Source organism: Halomonas sp. (genome assembly GCF_041689495.1).
Classification (GTDB): domain Bacteria; phylum Pseudomonadota; class Gammaproteobacteria; order Pseudomonadales; family Halomonadaceae; genus Halomonas.
Window position 1 is genome coordinate 1 of sequence record NZ_JBDNGD010000162.1, and the last position, 13,468, is coordinate 13,468.

Below are 13,468 nucleotides of genomic sequence, written 5' to 3' on the forward strand. Positions count from 1 at the left end.
ACTGGGCATCAAGATGATGGGCCAGCGACGTGAAGGCACGCTGCGGGAAGCGCTCTGCCAGCGCTGCTATCCGCAATTGTGACGTGTACATGGACACAGGTTCCTGTGCACCTGCCATGTTTCCCTCTTGCGGCTCTGATGCTTGGCCACCCCTTCCCTCCACCGGGTCCCGTCGAGCCGGTTCCCCGTTTTCCTAAGTACTATGGGTGGCTCCGACTCCCATTGCCCCCTCTGGTCGGCTCGCTACTCTCGCCGCACCATACCCCCTGAGTGGCTGTTATTTCGCTCCCACCACCGCCAGTCACTGCAGCGCTGAAGTGGTCCCTGAAGTTCGGACCAGGCGCTAAGCGCTGATCAGATCGACCAGGAGAGCCTGATCATGAGCAAGAAACGTCGGCAGTACAGCAGCGACTTCAAGGCCAAGGTGGCCCTCGCCGCCCTGAAGAGCGACCAGACCACCTCGGAGCTGACCGCTCGCTTCGAGATGACCTGTCAGGTGGTCCAAAGGATGGGGTCCACTTCAACCCGCCCATGGCCGTGACGTCCTTGGTACCGGTCCCGTGATCGAGGATACCGGCGACCATGAACAGCGCCCCCTTGTAGAGTGAGTGGGCCAGCAGGAAGATCACGAAGGCGATCAGCGCCCCCTCGGTACCGATGCCCAGCAACATGGTGAGGGTGCCCAGGGCCATCACTGTGGAATAGGCCAGCAGCTTCTTGACGTTGGTGTGCTGGATCGCCAGAAAGGCACCAGTCGCCATGGTCAGGGCGCCGACCAGGGAGAGGGTGATCACCCAGGTATCGGTGCCGCCCAGGGTAGGATGCAGTCGCGCCAGCAGGAAGATCCCCGCCTTGACCATGGTAGCCGAGTGCAGGTAGGCGGATACCGGTGTGGGGACCGCCATGGCATTGGGTAGCCAGAAATGGAAGGGGAACTGGGCCGACTTGGTAAAGGCCCCGATCAGCACGCAGATCAGCAAGGGCGTATAGAGCGCATGCTCGCGCAGCATATCCCCCGGGTGCTGAGTTCAGCCAGCGACCAGCTGCCACCGGCCACGCCCATCATCACAAAACCGGCGAGCAATGCCAGACCGCCATCCCGGCAGGAAACAGCGCCATCACCAGCGGGTGCGAGCACCGAACCAGTGGTGCAACAATGGCGCAAAGGCCGCCAGCACAAAGCCATCCAGCACGGCAAGTTGCATGATGCCCCTCCGCTTGGTTTCCAAGGCCGATGCATGTCGTCCGCTCGATCAGATCGGCCAACTCTGATAGAAACAAAGTGTTGAAAGGCAAGGAAGCAGCGAGATTGCCCACTTTGCGTTAGAGTGGAGTGACCTATGCCATTGATGGACCTGCCCACCTGCGAGGGGATCGACGCGTGGCCCATGCGTCGCTTTCATCCCAGGCGGATAGTCTCCTTTCGCTTACCGAAACCGTTCAGGAAGACCGATCGATGACGTTGCTTTGGATAGCCCTGCTGCCGCTTTTCGGTTCCCTGGTGCCAGCGTTCACTGCCAGGCGTAGGCGTCGCGAATGCTCTCTGGCGACCGCCGTGCTGCCTACCATCGCCCTGCTATTGATGCTGTTCCAGATCCCGGGGCTGGCTGCTGGCGAAGTGCTGCGCTTCTCCGTTGATTGGCTGCCCAGCCTGGGGCTGGAGCTGGCCTTTCGCCTGGACGGCCTGTCGTTGCTGTTCAATCTGCTGATCCTGGGCATCGGGCTACTGATCCTGTTCTATGCGCACTTCTATCTGACGCCCGAGGAGCCATTCGGGCGTTTCTATGCCTTCCTGATCCTGTTCATGGCCTCCATGGTCGGCATCGCGATGTCCGACAACCTGATCCTGCTGTGGCTGTTCTGGGAACTCACCAGCCTCTCCTCCTTCCTGTTGATCGGCTTCTGGTCGCATCGCAGCGATGCCCGAAAAGGCGCCCGCATGGCCCTGACCGTGACCGGTGCGGGCGGTCTCGCCCTGCTGGCCGGCTTGTTGCTGCTCGGCGACATGGTCGGCAGCTTCGACATGAACCTGGTCCTCGACAGCGGTGAGGCGATCCGGGCCGATTCACGCTATCCGTTGATGCTTGCGCTCGTGCTGCTGGGCGCCTTCACCAAGTCGGCGCAGTTTCCCTTCCACTTCTGGCTGCCACACGCCATGGCGGCGCCCACCCCGGTATCGGCCTACCTGCACTCGGCCACCATGGTCAAGGCGGGCATCTTCCTGATGGCCAGGTTGCATCCGGCCATCGCCGGTAGCGAGCTCTGGTCGGCCATCGTCTCGCTGGTCGGCATGGTGACCATGCTGTACGGGGCCTGGTTCGCCTTTTTCAAGACCGACCTCAAGGCCATCCTGGCCTTCTCCACCGTCAGCCATCTGGGGCTGATCACGGTACTGCTCGGCATCGGCAGTCCCATGGCCGTACTGGCTGCCCTCTTCCATGTCCTCAACCATGCCACATTCAAGGCGGCGCTGTTCATGGGGGCAGGGATCATCGACCACGAGACAGGCACCCGCGAGCTCGGCAAGCTGGGCGGCCTGCGTCGAGCGATGCCGATCACAGCCCTGCTCATGTCCCTAGCCGGCGCCGCCATGGCAGGGGTGCCGCTGTTCAACGGGTTCCTCTCCAAGGAGATGTTCTTCACCGAAACCCTCGCCACCCCGGTACTGGGTGGCCTGAGTTGGGTGATGCCATTGCTGGCTACCCTCGGCGGCATCCTCTCGGTGGCCTATTCGCTGCGGCTGATCCATGCCGTCTTCTTCAAGCCGGCCAGGGTGGCGCCACCGCGCTCCCCCCACGAACCCCAGCGATTGATGCGCGTACCGGTTGAGATTCTGGTTGCTCTCTGTGTTCTGGTCGGCCTCTTCCCTGCCCTGCTGGCCACCGGCTTGCTTGACCTTGCCACGCGGGCGGTAGTCGGCCAGCCGGTCGAGTTCAACCTGGCCATCTGGCATGGCGTCAACCTGCCGCTGATGATGAGCCTGGCCGCCCTGGTCGTCGGGGTGGCGAGCTATCTGCTGCACTCTCACCTGCGCAAGCTGATCCAATTCTTCAAGCCGGTGGACGCCCGCCAGGTCTTCGAGGGCGCCCTGCAGCGACTCGGGCGCATCGCAGAAGCCGGCATGGCACGATTCGATGGAAACTCGCTGCAGCGATACATGGGACTCCTGCTCATGGCGGCACTGGTCATGGGTGTTCTTGGCCTGGCCGGCATGTCGACACTGACAGGGGCAAAAGGCAATCAACCCCTCGATGGCGTACTGATCTTCGGTGCCGCCCTGCTGATCTTCAGTGGCGTCGCTACCGTGATCACCCACCGTTACCGCCTGATCTCCCTGCTGATGCTGTCGGTGGTCGGCCTCATGGTCGCCTTGACCTTCGCACGCTTTTCGGCGCCCGACCTGGCACTGACCCAGCTCTCGGTGGAAGTGGTGACCATGATCCTGCTGATGCTGGCCCTCTTCTTTCTCCCCCAGAAGACGCCTCGCGAGTCGTCTCCCCGGCGCAACCTGCGAGACATGATGCTGGCCGGCAGCCTGGGTGTGGTAATCGCCAGCCTCAACTATGCTGTCCTGACCCGCGACAATGCCTCGATTTCCGGCTTTTTCCTCGACAACAGCGTGTCCGGCGGTGGCGGCCATAACGTGGTCAACGTCATTCTGGTCGACTTCCGGGGGTTCGATACCCTGGGCGAGATCACGGTGCTGGCCCTGGCCGGGCTGGCGATCTTCAAGCTGCTGCGACGCCTGCGCCTGTTCATGCCCCACAGTGACGCCGAGGGTCGCCTGTGGTCCACGGACCGCTACCCGATGATCCTGACCTCCATTTCCATGGCGCTGCTGCCCCTGGCGCTGCTGGTCTCGGCGTTCATCTTCCTGCGCGGCCACAACATGCCCGGTGGCGGCTTCATCGCCGGACTGGTCACCGCCGTGGCCATGATCCTGCTCTACATGGCCCGTGGCGTGGAGTGGGCCCAGCAGCGGCTGCAGTTCGAATACCAGCCGGTGGCCATCGCCGGGGTCGCCGTGGCCACGCTCACCGGACTGGGCAGCCTGCTGTTCGGGCGCCCCTTCCTGACCTCGGCATTCGGTCACTTCCACTTGCCGCTGGTCGGCGACTTCGAGCTGGCCACCGCCATGCTCTTTGACCTGGGCGTTTACCTGGCGGTGGTCGGCGCCACCCTGATGATCCTGGCCAACCTGGGCAAGGTTACCACGCTCCACAGCCCGGCCAAGGGCGCCCCGGCCACCGATGAGAACCTGTCCCGTTCCAGCAAGGAGAAACACTGATGGAAAGCCTCTATGCCATCACCACCGGGATCCTCTCGGCCTGTGGCCTCTACCTAACGCTGCGAGGCCGGACCTTCCCGGTCGTCGTCGGGCTGACCCTGCTCTCCTATGCGGTCAACCTCTTCCTGTTCTCCATGGGGGGGCTGACGACTGGAGGCGCCGCCATCATCGATGGCAAAGCCGATTTCGCTGACCCGCTGCCCCAGGCGCTGGTACTCACCGCCATCGTGATCGGCTTCGCCATGACCGCCTTCGTGGTCATCCTGGCCATGCGCGCCCGCAGCGAGTTGGGCAATGACCATGTCGACGGTCGCAAGCAAGAGGAGCCCCACCGGTGATGCAGCACCTGATCGTTCTTCCCGTCGTCCTGCCGCTGCTGGCGGGACTGTTCCTGCTGCGAAGCCGACATGGTGCCATGCGCACACACCGCACGGTGGGCGTCACGGCTACCGCACTGCTGGTGGTGGTCGCGATGGTCATGCTGGCCAGGGCCGCCAGCGGCGAGGTCACCTACTACGCGCTGGGCGGCTGGCAGCCGCCCTTCGGCATCGTGCTGGTGCTCGACCGCCTCTCGGCCCTGATGGTCCTGCTGACGTCAGTGCTGGCCCTGGGCTGTGTGGTCTTCGCCTGTGCCGGTGACGACGAGCGCGGCAGCAACTTCCACGGTCTCTTCCAGCTGCAACTGATGGGCATCAACGGCGCCTTCCTCACCGGCGACCTGTTCAACCTCTTCGTGTTCTTCGAGGTGCTGCTGCTGGCCTCCTACGCGCTGCTGATCCATGGGGGGGGCAAGTCGCGGATCCAGTCAGCGGTGCACTACGTGGCGCTCAACCTGGCGGGCTCGTCACTGTTCCTGATCAGCGTGGGCGTGCTCTACGGCGCCACCGGCACCCTCAACATGGCTGACATGGCCATGCGCGTCAGTGAATTGCCCGCCGAGCGGGCCGGCCTGGTCACCGCCGGCGCCCTGATGCTGCTGGTGGTGTTCGGCTTGAAGGCGGCGATCCTGCCGTTGTATTTCTGGCTTCCCCGCGCCTATGCCGCTGCACCGGCCCCGGTCGCGGCGCTCTTCGCCATCATGACCAAGGTAGGCATCTACGCCATCCTGCGGGTCTATTCGCTGATCTTCGGCGAGTCAGCCGGCCCCCTCGCCGCCCTGGAACAGCCATGGGTCTGGTGGTTGTCGCTGGGCACCATGATCGCCGCCGGCGTCGGCGTCCTCGCCGCCCGGGACCTGCGCCTGATGGTGGCCTATCTGGTCCTGGTCTCGGTGGGCACGCTGCTGGCGGGCATTGGCATGGGATCGCCAGCAGCCACCGGCGCCCTCCTCTATTACCTGGTCCACAGCACCCTGGTGACCGGCGGGCTCTTCCTTCTGGCCGAGATGATCGGCCTTCAGCGGGGCAAGGCAGGCACGCGACTGGTCAAGGGTCGACCGCTGCGTCATGGTGCCTTGCTGTCCGGGCTGTTCTTCGTCGGGGCGATCGCAGTGGCCGGCCTGCCGCCCCTGTCGGGCGCCATCGGCAAGGTCCTGCTGCTCGACGCCGCCGAGCCCTGGCAGCAGCCGTGGCTGTGGCCAGTCATGCTCGCCACCGGCCTCGCCGCCATCATCGCCCTCTCTCGGGCAGGCTCGACGCTATTCTGGCGAAGCCAGGGTGAGCCCGGGGGACAGCCGTTGTCCCGCCAACACTGGTTCGGGGTGGCCTGGTTACTGGGCGCCTCGCCGCTGCTGGTCGCCCTGGCGGGACCAGTCAGCGACTATACCCGTGCCACCGCCGACCAGCTGGCCGACCCCGACATCCTGGTGCGTGCCGTCCTGTCCGATGCCGGAGATACACCATGATCAAGCCCCGTCCCTGGCTCCCCCTGCCACTGCTCTCGATCCTCCTGCTGGTCGTCTGGCTGTTGATGGCCCGCAGCATTGCGCCGGGACAAGTGCTGCTGGGCGGCTTCCTTGCCCTGGCCATCCCGCTGCTGACCCACCGCTTCTGGGACGCCAAGCCCCATATCAAGAAGCCGGGAAAGCTGCTGCGCTATGTGCTGCGAGTGCTGGGCGACATCATCGTAGCCAACCTGCAGGTGGCCTGGCTGATCATCAATCCCCAGCAGCGCATGCGGCCGGCCTTCGTGGAATATCCGCTGATGCTGGAGGACCGCTTCACCATCACGCTGTTGGCCAGCACCATCAGCCTGACGCCGGGGACGGTATCAGCCAACATGCGACTCGACGGCAAGACGCTGCTGATCCATACCCTCGACATGGAGGATGAGGAGATGTTGATCGCGACGATACGCGAGCGCTACGAGCGGCCGCTGAAGGAGATCTACGAATGCTAGACATCGCCCTGACGATCAGCCTGACACTGATCCTGATGGCCATCCTGATGAATGCTTTTCGTCTGACGGTGGGGCCGAGCATGCCGGACCGCGTCCTGGCGCTGGACACCATGTACGTAAACTCGATCGCGCTGATAGTGCTCATGGGTCTCTGGCTGAACACCAGGATCTATTTCGAGTCAGCACTGCTGATCGCCATGCTTGGCTTCATCAGCACGGTGGCGGTCTGCAAGTACATCCTGCGCGGCGACATCATCGAATAGGCCAGCACGGTCGGAGCAACCATGAATTTCTATGTGATCCTCGAAGGTGTCATTTCCTTCTTCCTGATCGCCGGGGGCGTCTTCGCCTTCATCGGCTCGCTGGGCATGGCCCACCTGCGCGACTTCTACATGCGCCTGCACGGCCCCACCAAGGCGTCCACCCTGGGGATCGGCTGCATTCTGATCGGCTCGATGCTCTACTTCTCGACCATCCAGGGTGAACCCGTCATCCAGGAGCTACTGATCACCCTTTTCCTGTTCATTACCGCCCCGGTGAGTGCCCACCTGCTGGCCAAGACGGGCCTTCATCTCAAGCTCCGACACGTGCAGAAGACCCGCGGCAAGCCCGTGGAACTACACCGCGAGGAGGTTGGCGAGAAGCCCGTCCTGCATCCGGACCGGGGGCACTGACCCCCGGCACGGCGTCCCGCTAGGATACCCAGCCGCCGAGCTCGTTCTCGATCACCGCCAGCAAGGCGGCGATATGATCGTCCCGGTCATTCAGGCAGGGGATGTAGGTGAAGCGCTCCCCGCCGGCCGCCTCGAAGCTGTCCTTGATCTCCTCGTTGATCTCCTCGAGGGTCTCCACGCAATCGGAGGAAAAGGCCGGCGAGATCACCGCAATGTGTTTCTTGCCCTGGCGAGCCAGCTCGGCGACATGGTCCACGGTGGCCGGCCCGACCCATTCCTCGGGACCGAACTTCGACTGGAAGGCCGTGACGATGTCGTCATCGCCCCAGCCCAGTCGCTCCTTCAGCAGTCGCGTGGTCTTCTGGCACTGGCAATGGTAGGGGTCGCCCTCCATCAGGTAGCGCTTGGGCACGCCATGATAGGACGCCACCAGGATATCGGGTCGCGACTCCGCGGCCTCATAGGCTTCGCGAACGGAATTGGCCAGCGCATCGAGATAATCGGGGTGCTCGAAATAGGCCGACACCGTGCGGAAGGCAGGCTGCCAGTTGAGCGTCATCAGGGTGCGGAAGGCCTGATCATTGGCGGTGGCGGTGGTCGGCCCGGCATATTGGGGATAGAGGGGGAAGAACAGTATTCTCTCACAGCCCTGAGCGTGCATCCGACGTAGCACGCTGTCCGTGGAGGGATTGCCGTAACGCATGCAGAAATCGACGACGACCCTGTCACCGTAGGCGTGCTGAAGCCCCTCGGCGATCTTGCGGGTCTGATCCCGGGTGATGGTCAGCAACGGACTCTCGTCTTTCTCCGTGTTCCAGATCCCGCGATAAGCCTTGCCCGAGGCGAAGGGTCGCTTGCTGAGGATCACCAGCTGAAGCAGCGGCTGCCAAAACCAGGCGGAATAATCGACCACCCGCTTGTCCGAGAGAAACTCGCTGAGATAGCGGCGCATGGACCAGTAGTCGGTGGCATCCGGGGTTCCCAGGTTGGCGACCAGAACGCCCACCTTCCCGGGCGGTACGGGCGGATGGTCCGAGGGGGCATGCGCCAGCCGGCCGCTGCCCGGCGTGTCCAGGTCGGAAGGTTCCTGAACCAGATTGGTTGATGTCATGCGGTGATTGCCTCTTTATCGATGACGGAAGATTCAGGCCATATTCTATCAGGGGAATCGCCTGAGCCCGGCATAAAGTTGTACTATAGAATGAATCTGTACAGCTTGGGATCAATACGTGTCCAACCCTCTCCTGCTGGTCCTGGGTGACCAGCCAAGTCACAACCTGGCCGTACTGCATCACGGCGGCCCGGGAACTGTCATCGCCCTCTGCGACGGGTACCTGGCCGGCCTGGAAGCGGCACCACCCTATGGGCAGGGCGCACCCGTGACGGCTATCGACAGGAGACGACATCATGAAACGCCATCCCGCTCTGGAGGCTCGTGGGCCGGTGACCCTTTTCCACGACGGACACTGTCCGCTTTGCCAGCGGGAAGTCGCCTGGCTGAAGAGACATCCCCGACGGGAAGCGGCGGCTCTGGTCGACATCCAGGCCGAGGACTTCGATGCCCGAACTCTGGGTACCTGCTTTTCGGCCATGATGGGCAAGCTGCATGTCAGTGACGCCGAGGGACGCTGGTACGTCGGCATGGACGCAAGCCGAGCCCTCTATGCGGTCCTCGGCTATCGCCGACTGGTCTGGCTCAGTTGCCTGCCGGGCGTGGCCGGCATGATGAATATCGGCTATGGCTGGTTTGCCCGTCATCGGGTGCGGCTGGGACGTTGGCTACAGCGGTGGCGCAAGGAATGACCCACCCGGGAAATCAGAACACGAGCGGCACACGCGATGTCAGGGGGTCGCTGTAATGGGCCTCCCGCCCGATCATCTCATCGTGGGGAACCTGATGAACCAGGTAGGCGCGATGTATCCCGACTCGCGTGAGTTCCAGGTAGACATCGTCAAGCGAGCGGAAGAGTACCGGCTTGTCCCGTCGAGTCAGGGGGTGTCGTGCGCCCTCCATGTCTTGCAGTTCCACCTGATAGAAGCGACTGCCGGCATGACCGATCACACGGATCTCGATGTTGTCATTGGCCGCCACGAAGGCCTTGAGTTCCTTGAATTCCATGGGGACTTCTCCCTGACGTCCGAGTCGGTGATTTCGGGATAGATTCACTGTCAGCATGATGGGGCATGATGACGATGACATGACCCGGATGTGACGCCACTGCGACCCTGACCGAACCGTCAGGTTCCATACTCACTGGTAGTCGGATGGATCGATCGCTTTCCCCAGTGACCGGCGGTCGACCCAGTTGCCTGCCTTGATCTCTCGATAGCGAAAGACCACCCGGTCGCCGACCGCTACCGGCACCTCGGGGTCCTCGGTCTGGTAGCTGTAGGCCTCACCGTCGACGACCAGATGATACCGATAGAGGTCAGGCATACCCAGCCATTCCTTGAAGGGGCCTTCGCGTTCCAGGGATTGAAGCTCGCCACGCGCCTCGAGCTTCGGTGTGCGGCGATTACCGCGTCGAAATCCGCCTGCCATGGTGACTCCTTGCTGGTTGATCGAGGGTCGGCACATCAGGTACCGGGTGTCGGACTCAGGCGATCACTCCCCGAAGGCCTGTCCGTAGCTGTCCGGTGCCAGGTCCTCGAAGCGTGTGTACTTGCCGATGAACGCCATGTGGACGGTCCCGATGGGCCCGTTACGCTGCTTGCCGATGATCAACTCGGCGAGGCCCTGATTATCGGGATTGTCGGGGTTATAGACCTCGTCGCGATAGACGAAGGCAATGATGTCCGCATCCTGTTCGATGGCCCCGGATTCCCTGAGGTCAGACATCACCGGACGCTTGTTGGGTCGCTGTTCCAGAGACCGATTCAGCTGGGAGAGCGCGAGCACCGGGCAACCGAACTCCTTGGCCAGCCCCTTCAGGGAACGCGAGATCTCGGAGATCTCGCCGGTACGATTCTCGGAAAAGCCCGGAATCTGCATCAACTGGAGGTAATCGATCATGATCAAGGAAAAATTCCCGTGTTCGCGCACCAGGCGCCGCACGCGGGAGCGCATCTCGTTGGGTGACAAGGCCGCCGTATCATCGATGAACAGCTGCTTGTCCTTGAGCAGATTCACCGCCGAGGTCAAACGGGGCCAGTCCTCGTCCTCCAGCTGGCCGGTTCGCACGCGACTCTGGTCGATTCGCCCCAGCGAAGAGAGCATGCGCAACATCAAGCCCTCGGCGGGCATCTCCATGGAAAACACCATCACGGGTTTCTCGCTGGCAATCACCGCATGCTCGACCATGTTCATGGCGAAGGTCGTCTTGCCCATGGAGGGACGGCCGGCAACGATTACCAGATCCGACGGCTGCAGCCCGGTGGTCATCTCGTCCAGGTCACGGAAGCCGGTAGACAGGCCGGTCATATCGCCCTGCAGGTTGAAGAGCTCATCGATGCGGTCCACGGCCTTGGCCAGCAGCTCGTTCATGCCGACGGGCCCGCCCGCCTTGGGCCTGTCCTCGCTGATCTGGAAGACCAGCCGCTCGGCCTCGTCGACCAGTTCATCCGTGGGGCGTCCCTGGGGACTGAAGGCACCCTCGGCGATCTGGCCGGCGGCCTTGATCAACTTTCGAAGCGTCGCCCGCTCGCGGACGATGTCCGCATAGGCATGGATATTGCTGGCCGAGGGCGTGTTACGGGCGAGCTCCGCCAGGTAGGCCAGCCCACCCACGGTATCGAGCTGGTCACGGCCGTCCAGCGATTCGGAAAGCGTCACCACGTCCAGCGGCCTGGCGGCCTCGGCCAGGCCCTGCATGACGTTGAAGATCAGGCGATGTTCGTAACGATAGAAATCATGGGAGGTCAGCCGGTCGGCGATGTTGTCCCAGGCCAGATTGTCGAGCATCAGGCCGCCGAGAAGCGACTGCTCGGCCTCGAGCGAATGCGGCGGCACCTTCAGGGCAGCGGTTTCCTGATCGAGGGCAAGGGGTTCGTTCATGGCAAGGCGACACCTGGGTGAAACGGCAGGCTCATTCTACCCCAAGCCAAGGTGATACCCCATGTGTCCGACGCATCGTGAGCAGGGGTCGATGCGCTTATCCCGGACACATAAAAGGGGCTCGGGAATCGCTCGATCCCCGGGCCCCTCGATATACACCCCATGATGGCGGTGACCAGGATTTATTCGGCCACGACCACCACACGCACGGTAGCGTGGACTTCGGCATGCAGATGCACGGCGATGTCGTATTCACCGGTCTGGCGGATCGGACCTTCGGGCATCCGCACTTCACTCTTGGCGACATCGATGCCGGCGGAGGCAATCGCCTCGGCCAGATCACGCGAGCCTATGGAGCCGAACAGCTTGCCCTCGTCGCCGGACTTGGCGACCAGTGACAGTTCGATCTCGGCCAACTGGGCGGCACGTTCCTCGGCGATGGCCTTGCGCGCGGCGGCCTGGGCCTCCAGTTCGCTGCGCTGGGCCTCGAAGGAAGCCACGTTGTCCTTGGTCGCCGGCACGGCCAGGCCGTAGGGCACCAGGTAGTTACGTCCGAATCCGGGCTTCACGGTGACCTTGTCACCCAGACCACCCAGCTTGCCAATCTTGTCGAGCAGAATGACTTCCATCTCGTAAACCTCTTGTCAATCGCGGCTGGCCAGCCGCGTGCGGAAGTCCGCAAGCGAATCGATGAAGGCCAGCAGCAGAACGATCAGAATCATGGGCCAGGTGGTGATCAACAACACATAGAAGGCGATCAGCCACAACCCGTTCATTCCCTTCAATCCAATAAAACCGTGAACCAGCGAGACGCCAGCGACCAGCAGAGGGACCCAGAGGACCATGCCAATGGACGGAATCCCCAGCACCGCACCGGTAACCACAAGCGCCACCACGAAGGCCAACTCCCGGGGCGACAGACGCAGGGCATGAAATTCCTCGCGAAAACCTCCCGGATTGTAGATCCCCGCCTGCCAGCTGCGCGCCATTGCCAGACAGGCCACGGACGCCAGCATCACCACCAGGCCGGTCACCCCGCCGATCAAGAGTGTCGCCAGCTGCTCGGTGTCGAGACCCTGCTGGGTCATTTCACTGAGCATCCGCTCGACCTCGGGTGACCCCTGACGAAGCTGGTCAAGCAGGGGACCCGCACCGCCCGGGGGAAGGAACACCCCCAGCTGGATCATGCCGGCCGCCGCCAGGGCACCCGCCAGCATGGCCTCGCTCCAGCGCATGCGCGACCTGAGCACCACCGCCATGAGGACGACCAGCAGGATGCTGGCCAGCGGGATGACATCCCCCTGGGTCCACCACCAGCCGGCCGGCAAGGCCGCGGCCAGGATCACCGGCAGACTCGGCGACAGACCCCGTCGCAGCGTCATCAGACCGGCGATGGCGGCCCCCAGCCAGAACATCCAGGGGACGACCGTGGCAATGGCGGCTCCGAAGGCCGCATGGGGAATACCGCGCATCAACCAGCGCGCAATCGGCAACATCAGGCGTCGATTCTTACTGGTGGCTATCGGAGTAGGGCAACAACGCCAGGTATCGAGACCGCTTGATGGCGGTAGACAGCTGACGCTGGTAACGGGCCCTGGTCCCGGTGATCCGGCTGGGAACGATCTTGCCGGTCTCGGTGACATAGGCCTTGAGGGTATCCAGATCCTTGTAATCGATCTGCTTTACGCCCTCGGCGGTAAAACGACAGAACTTGCGGCGACGGAAAAAACGTGCCATGGAATGACTCCTTGAAACGTGCGATGAGTGGACTCAGGCGGATTCTTCGTTGCGCGGCCTGTCGTCACGAGGCTTGTCCTCGCGGCGAACACGCTTTTCTTCCGCCGGCTTCATCATCGGCGACGCCTCGGTGATGGCCTCGTTGCAACGAACCACCAGGCTGCGAATGATGGCGTCATTGAAGCGGAAGATATTCTCGATTTCCTCGAGGGTTTCACCGCTGCATTCGACGTTCATCAGCACGTAATGAGCCTTGTGAATCTTGTTGATCGGGTAGGCCAGGTGACGACGACCCCAATCCTCGAGGCGATGCACGGTGCCACCATTCTCGGTAATGAGACTGGTGTAACGCTCGACCATCGCCTGAACCTGTTCGCTCTGGTCCGGATGGACCATGAACACGATCTCGTAGTGACGCATGAATTCTCCTTGCGGTTT

The 13,468-nt window shown here is 62.9% G+C and carries 15 protein-coding genes and 1 pseudogene; 7 read left to right on the top strand and 9 right to left on the bottom strand.

What is annotated here, in order from left to right:
- Positions 1 to 518: 518 nt before the first annotated feature.
- A pseudogene (locus ACESMD_RS05370) lies at positions 519 to 1,096 on the bottom strand (proton-conducting transporter membrane subunit); the annotation flags it as partial.
- Positions 1,097 to 1,456: 360 nt separating this feature from the next.
- On the opposite strand from ACESMD_RS05370, the gene ACESMD_RS05375 reads away from it, so the two are divergent.
- From ACESMD_RS05375 to ACESMD_RS05400, 6 genes are read left to right on the top strand one after another with little or no spacing between them, the layout of a single operon-like run.
- Positions 1,457 to 4,288: a monovalent cation/H+ antiporter subunit A gene (locus ACESMD_RS05375; RefSeq protein WP_372611050.1), complete on the top strand. Its 2,832-nt coding sequence runs from the start codon at positions 1,457 to 1,459 to the stop codon at positions 4,286 to 4,288.
- Complete coding sequence (locus ACESMD_RS05380) at positions 4,288 to 4,626, top strand: Na+/H+ antiporter subunit C (RefSeq protein WP_372611052.1); 339 nt, start codon at positions 4,288 to 4,290, stop codon at positions 4,624 to 4,626. The genes ACESMD_RS05375 and ACESMD_RS05380 overlap by 1 nt, the downstream gene beginning before the upstream one ends.
- Positions 4,623 to 6,131 carry a monovalent cation/H+ antiporter subunit D gene (locus tag ACESMD_RS05385; RefSeq protein ID WP_372611054.1) on the top strand — a complete coding sequence of 503 codons (1,509 nt, stop codon included), beginning with the start codon at positions 4,623 to 4,625 and terminating at the stop codon, positions 6,129 to 6,131. The genes ACESMD_RS05380 and ACESMD_RS05385 overlap by 4 nt, the downstream gene beginning before the upstream one ends.
- Positions 6,128 to 6,625 (top strand): Na+/H+ antiporter subunit E, encoded by a 498-nt coding sequence (locus tag ACESMD_RS05390; RefSeq protein ID WP_372611056.1) that lies wholly within the window; start codon positions 6,128 to 6,130, stop codon positions 6,623 to 6,625. The genes ACESMD_RS05385 and ACESMD_RS05390 overlap by 4 nt, the downstream gene beginning before the upstream one ends.
- Positions 6,619 to 6,888 carry a K+/H+ antiporter subunit F gene (locus tag ACESMD_RS05395; RefSeq protein WP_372611058.1) on the top strand — a complete coding sequence of 90 codons (270 nt, stop codon included), beginning with the start codon at positions 6,619 to 6,621 and terminating at the stop codon, positions 6,886 to 6,888. Before ACESMD_RS05390 ends, ACESMD_RS05395 begins: the two co-directional genes overlap by 7 nt.
- 21 nt (positions 6,889 to 6,909) lie before the next feature.
- Positions 6,910 to 7,299, top strand: a complete 390-nt coding sequence (locus ACESMD_RS05400; RefSeq protein ID WP_372611060.1) for a Na+/H+ antiporter subunit G — start codon at positions 6,910 to 6,912, stop codon at positions 7,297 to 7,299.
- A gap of 19 nt (positions 7,300 to 7,318) precedes the next feature.
- Here ACESMD_RS05400 and hemH read toward each other — a convergent pair whose 3' ends face one another.
- Positions 7,319 to 8,410 carry a ferrochelatase gene (hemH, locus tag ACESMD_RS05405; protein ID WP_372611062.1) on the bottom strand — a complete coding sequence of 364 codons (1,092 nt, stop codon included), beginning with the start codon at positions 8,408 to 8,410 and terminating at the stop codon, positions 7,319 to 7,321.
- 296 nt (positions 8,411 to 8,706) lie between these two features.
- Here hemH and ACESMD_RS05410 point away from each other — a divergent pair, with 296 nt between their 5' ends.
- The gene (locus tag ACESMD_RS05410; protein ID WP_372611064.1) at positions 8,707 to 9,102 is read left to right on the top strand and encodes a thiol-disulfide oxidoreductase DCC family protein; all 396 of its coding nucleotides are present in this window, start codon (positions 8,707 to 8,709) and stop codon (positions 9,100 to 9,102) included.
- A gap of 13 nt (positions 9,103 to 9,115) precedes the next feature.
- On the opposite strand, the gene ACESMD_RS05415 is transcribed toward ACESMD_RS05410, so the two are convergent.
- The 7 genes from ACESMD_RS05415 to rpsF all read right to left on the bottom strand — a co-directional run bounded on the left by ACESMD_RS05415 (position 9,116) and on the right by rpsF (position 13,450).
- Positions 9,116 to 9,418 carry a DUF6482 family protein gene (locus tag ACESMD_RS05415; RefSeq protein ID WP_372611066.1) on the bottom strand — a complete coding sequence of 101 codons (303 nt, stop codon included), beginning with the start codon at positions 9,416 to 9,418 and terminating at the stop codon, positions 9,116 to 9,118.
- A gap of 132 nt (positions 9,419 to 9,550) precedes the next feature.
- Positions 9,551 to 9,841 (bottom strand): hypothetical protein, encoded by a 291-nt coding sequence (locus ACESMD_RS05420; protein ID WP_372611067.1) that lies wholly within the window; start codon positions 9,839 to 9,841, stop codon positions 9,551 to 9,553.
- 63 nt (positions 9,842 to 9,904) lie between these two features.
- Positions 9,905 to 11,293: a replicative DNA helicase gene (dnaB, locus tag ACESMD_RS05425; RefSeq protein ID WP_372611068.1), complete on the bottom strand. Its 1,389-nt coding sequence runs from the start codon at positions 11,291 to 11,293 to the stop codon at positions 9,905 to 9,907.
- 182 nt (positions 11,294 to 11,475) lie between these two features.
- Positions 11,476 to 11,922, bottom strand: a complete 447-nt coding sequence (gene rplI / locus ACESMD_RS05430; RefSeq protein WP_372611070.1) for a 50S ribosomal protein L9 — start codon at positions 11,920 to 11,922, stop codon at positions 11,476 to 11,478.
- Positions 11,923 to 11,937: 15 nt separating this feature from the next.
- On the bottom strand, positions 11,938 to 12,789 hold the full coding sequence (locus ACESMD_RS05435) for a hypothetical protein (RefSeq protein ID WP_372611072.1): 852 nt from the start codon (positions 12,787 to 12,789) through the stop codon (positions 11,938 to 11,940).
- Positions 12,790 to 12,802: 13 nt separating this feature from the next.
- Positions 12,803 to 13,030, bottom strand: a complete 228-nt coding sequence (rpsR, locus tag ACESMD_RS05440; protein WP_372611074.1) for a 30S ribosomal protein S18 — start codon at positions 13,028 to 13,030, stop codon at positions 12,803 to 12,805.
- 33 nt (positions 13,031 to 13,063) lie between these two features.
- Positions 13,064 to 13,450: a 30S ribosomal protein S6 gene (gene rpsF, locus ACESMD_RS05445; protein ID WP_372611076.1), complete on the bottom strand. Its 387-nt coding sequence runs from the start codon at positions 13,448 to 13,450 to the stop codon at positions 13,064 to 13,066.
- Positions 13,451 to 13,468: the final 18 nt, after the last annotated feature.

What these genes read in the sequence shown, in the direction of transcription:
- ACESMD_RS05435 (WP_372611072.1), bottom strand. Translation starts at nt 12,789, where the DNA reads ATGTTGCCGATTGCGCGCTGGTTGATGCGCGGTATTCCCCATGCGGCC.
- ACESMD_RS05400 (WP_372611060.1), top strand. Translation starts at nt 6,910, where the DNA reads ATGAATTTCTATGTGATCCTCGAAGGTGTCATTTCCTTCTTCCTGATC.
- hemH (WP_372611062.1), bottom strand. Translation starts at nt 8,410, where the DNA reads ATGACATCAACCAATCTGGTTCAGGAACCTTCCGACCTGGACACGCCG.
- ACESMD_RS05410 (WP_372611064.1), top strand. Translation starts at nt 8,707, where the DNA reads ATGAAACGCCATCCCGCTCTGGAGGCTCGTGGGCCGGTGACCCTTTTC.
- ACESMD_RS05390 (WP_372611056.1), top strand. Translation starts at nt 6,128, where the DNA reads ATGATCAAGCCCCGTCCCTGGCTCCCCCTGCCACTGCTCTCGATCCTC.
- dnaB (WP_372611068.1), bottom strand. Translation starts at nt 11,293, where the DNA reads ATGAACGAACCCCTTGCCCTCGATCAGGAAACCGCTGCCCTGAAGGTG.
- ACESMD_RS05395 (WP_372611058.1), top strand. Translation starts at nt 6,619, where the DNA reads ATGCTAGACATCGCCCTGACGATCAGCCTGACACTGATCCTGATGGCC.
- ACESMD_RS05420 (WP_372611067.1), bottom strand. Translation starts at nt 9,841, where the DNA reads ATGGCAGGCGGATTTCGACGCGGTAATCGCCGCACACCGAAGCTCGAG.
- ACESMD_RS05375 (WP_372611050.1), top strand. Translation starts at nt 1,457, where the DNA reads ATGACGTTGCTTTGGATAGCCCTGCTGCCGCTTTTCGGTTCCCTGGTG.
- rpsR (WP_372611074.1), bottom strand. Translation starts at nt 13,030, where the DNA reads ATGGCACGTTTTTTCCGTCGCCGCAAGTTCTGTCGTTTTACCGCCGAG.
- rpsF (WP_372611076.1), bottom strand. Translation starts at nt 13,450, where the DNA reads ATGCGTCACTACGAGATCGTGTTCATGGTCCATCCGGACCAGAGCGAA.
- ACESMD_RS05380 (WP_372611052.1), top strand. Translation starts at nt 4,288, where the DNA reads ATGGAAAGCCTCTATGCCATCACCACCGGGATCCTCTCGGCCTGTGGC.
- ACESMD_RS05415 (WP_372611066.1), bottom strand. Translation starts at nt 9,418, where the DNA reads ATGGAATTCAAGGAACTCAAGGCCTTCGTGGCGGCCAATGACAACATC.
- rplI (WP_372611070.1), bottom strand. Translation starts at nt 11,922, where the DNA reads ATGGAAGTCATTCTGCTCGACAAGATTGGCAAGCTGGGTGGTCTGGGT.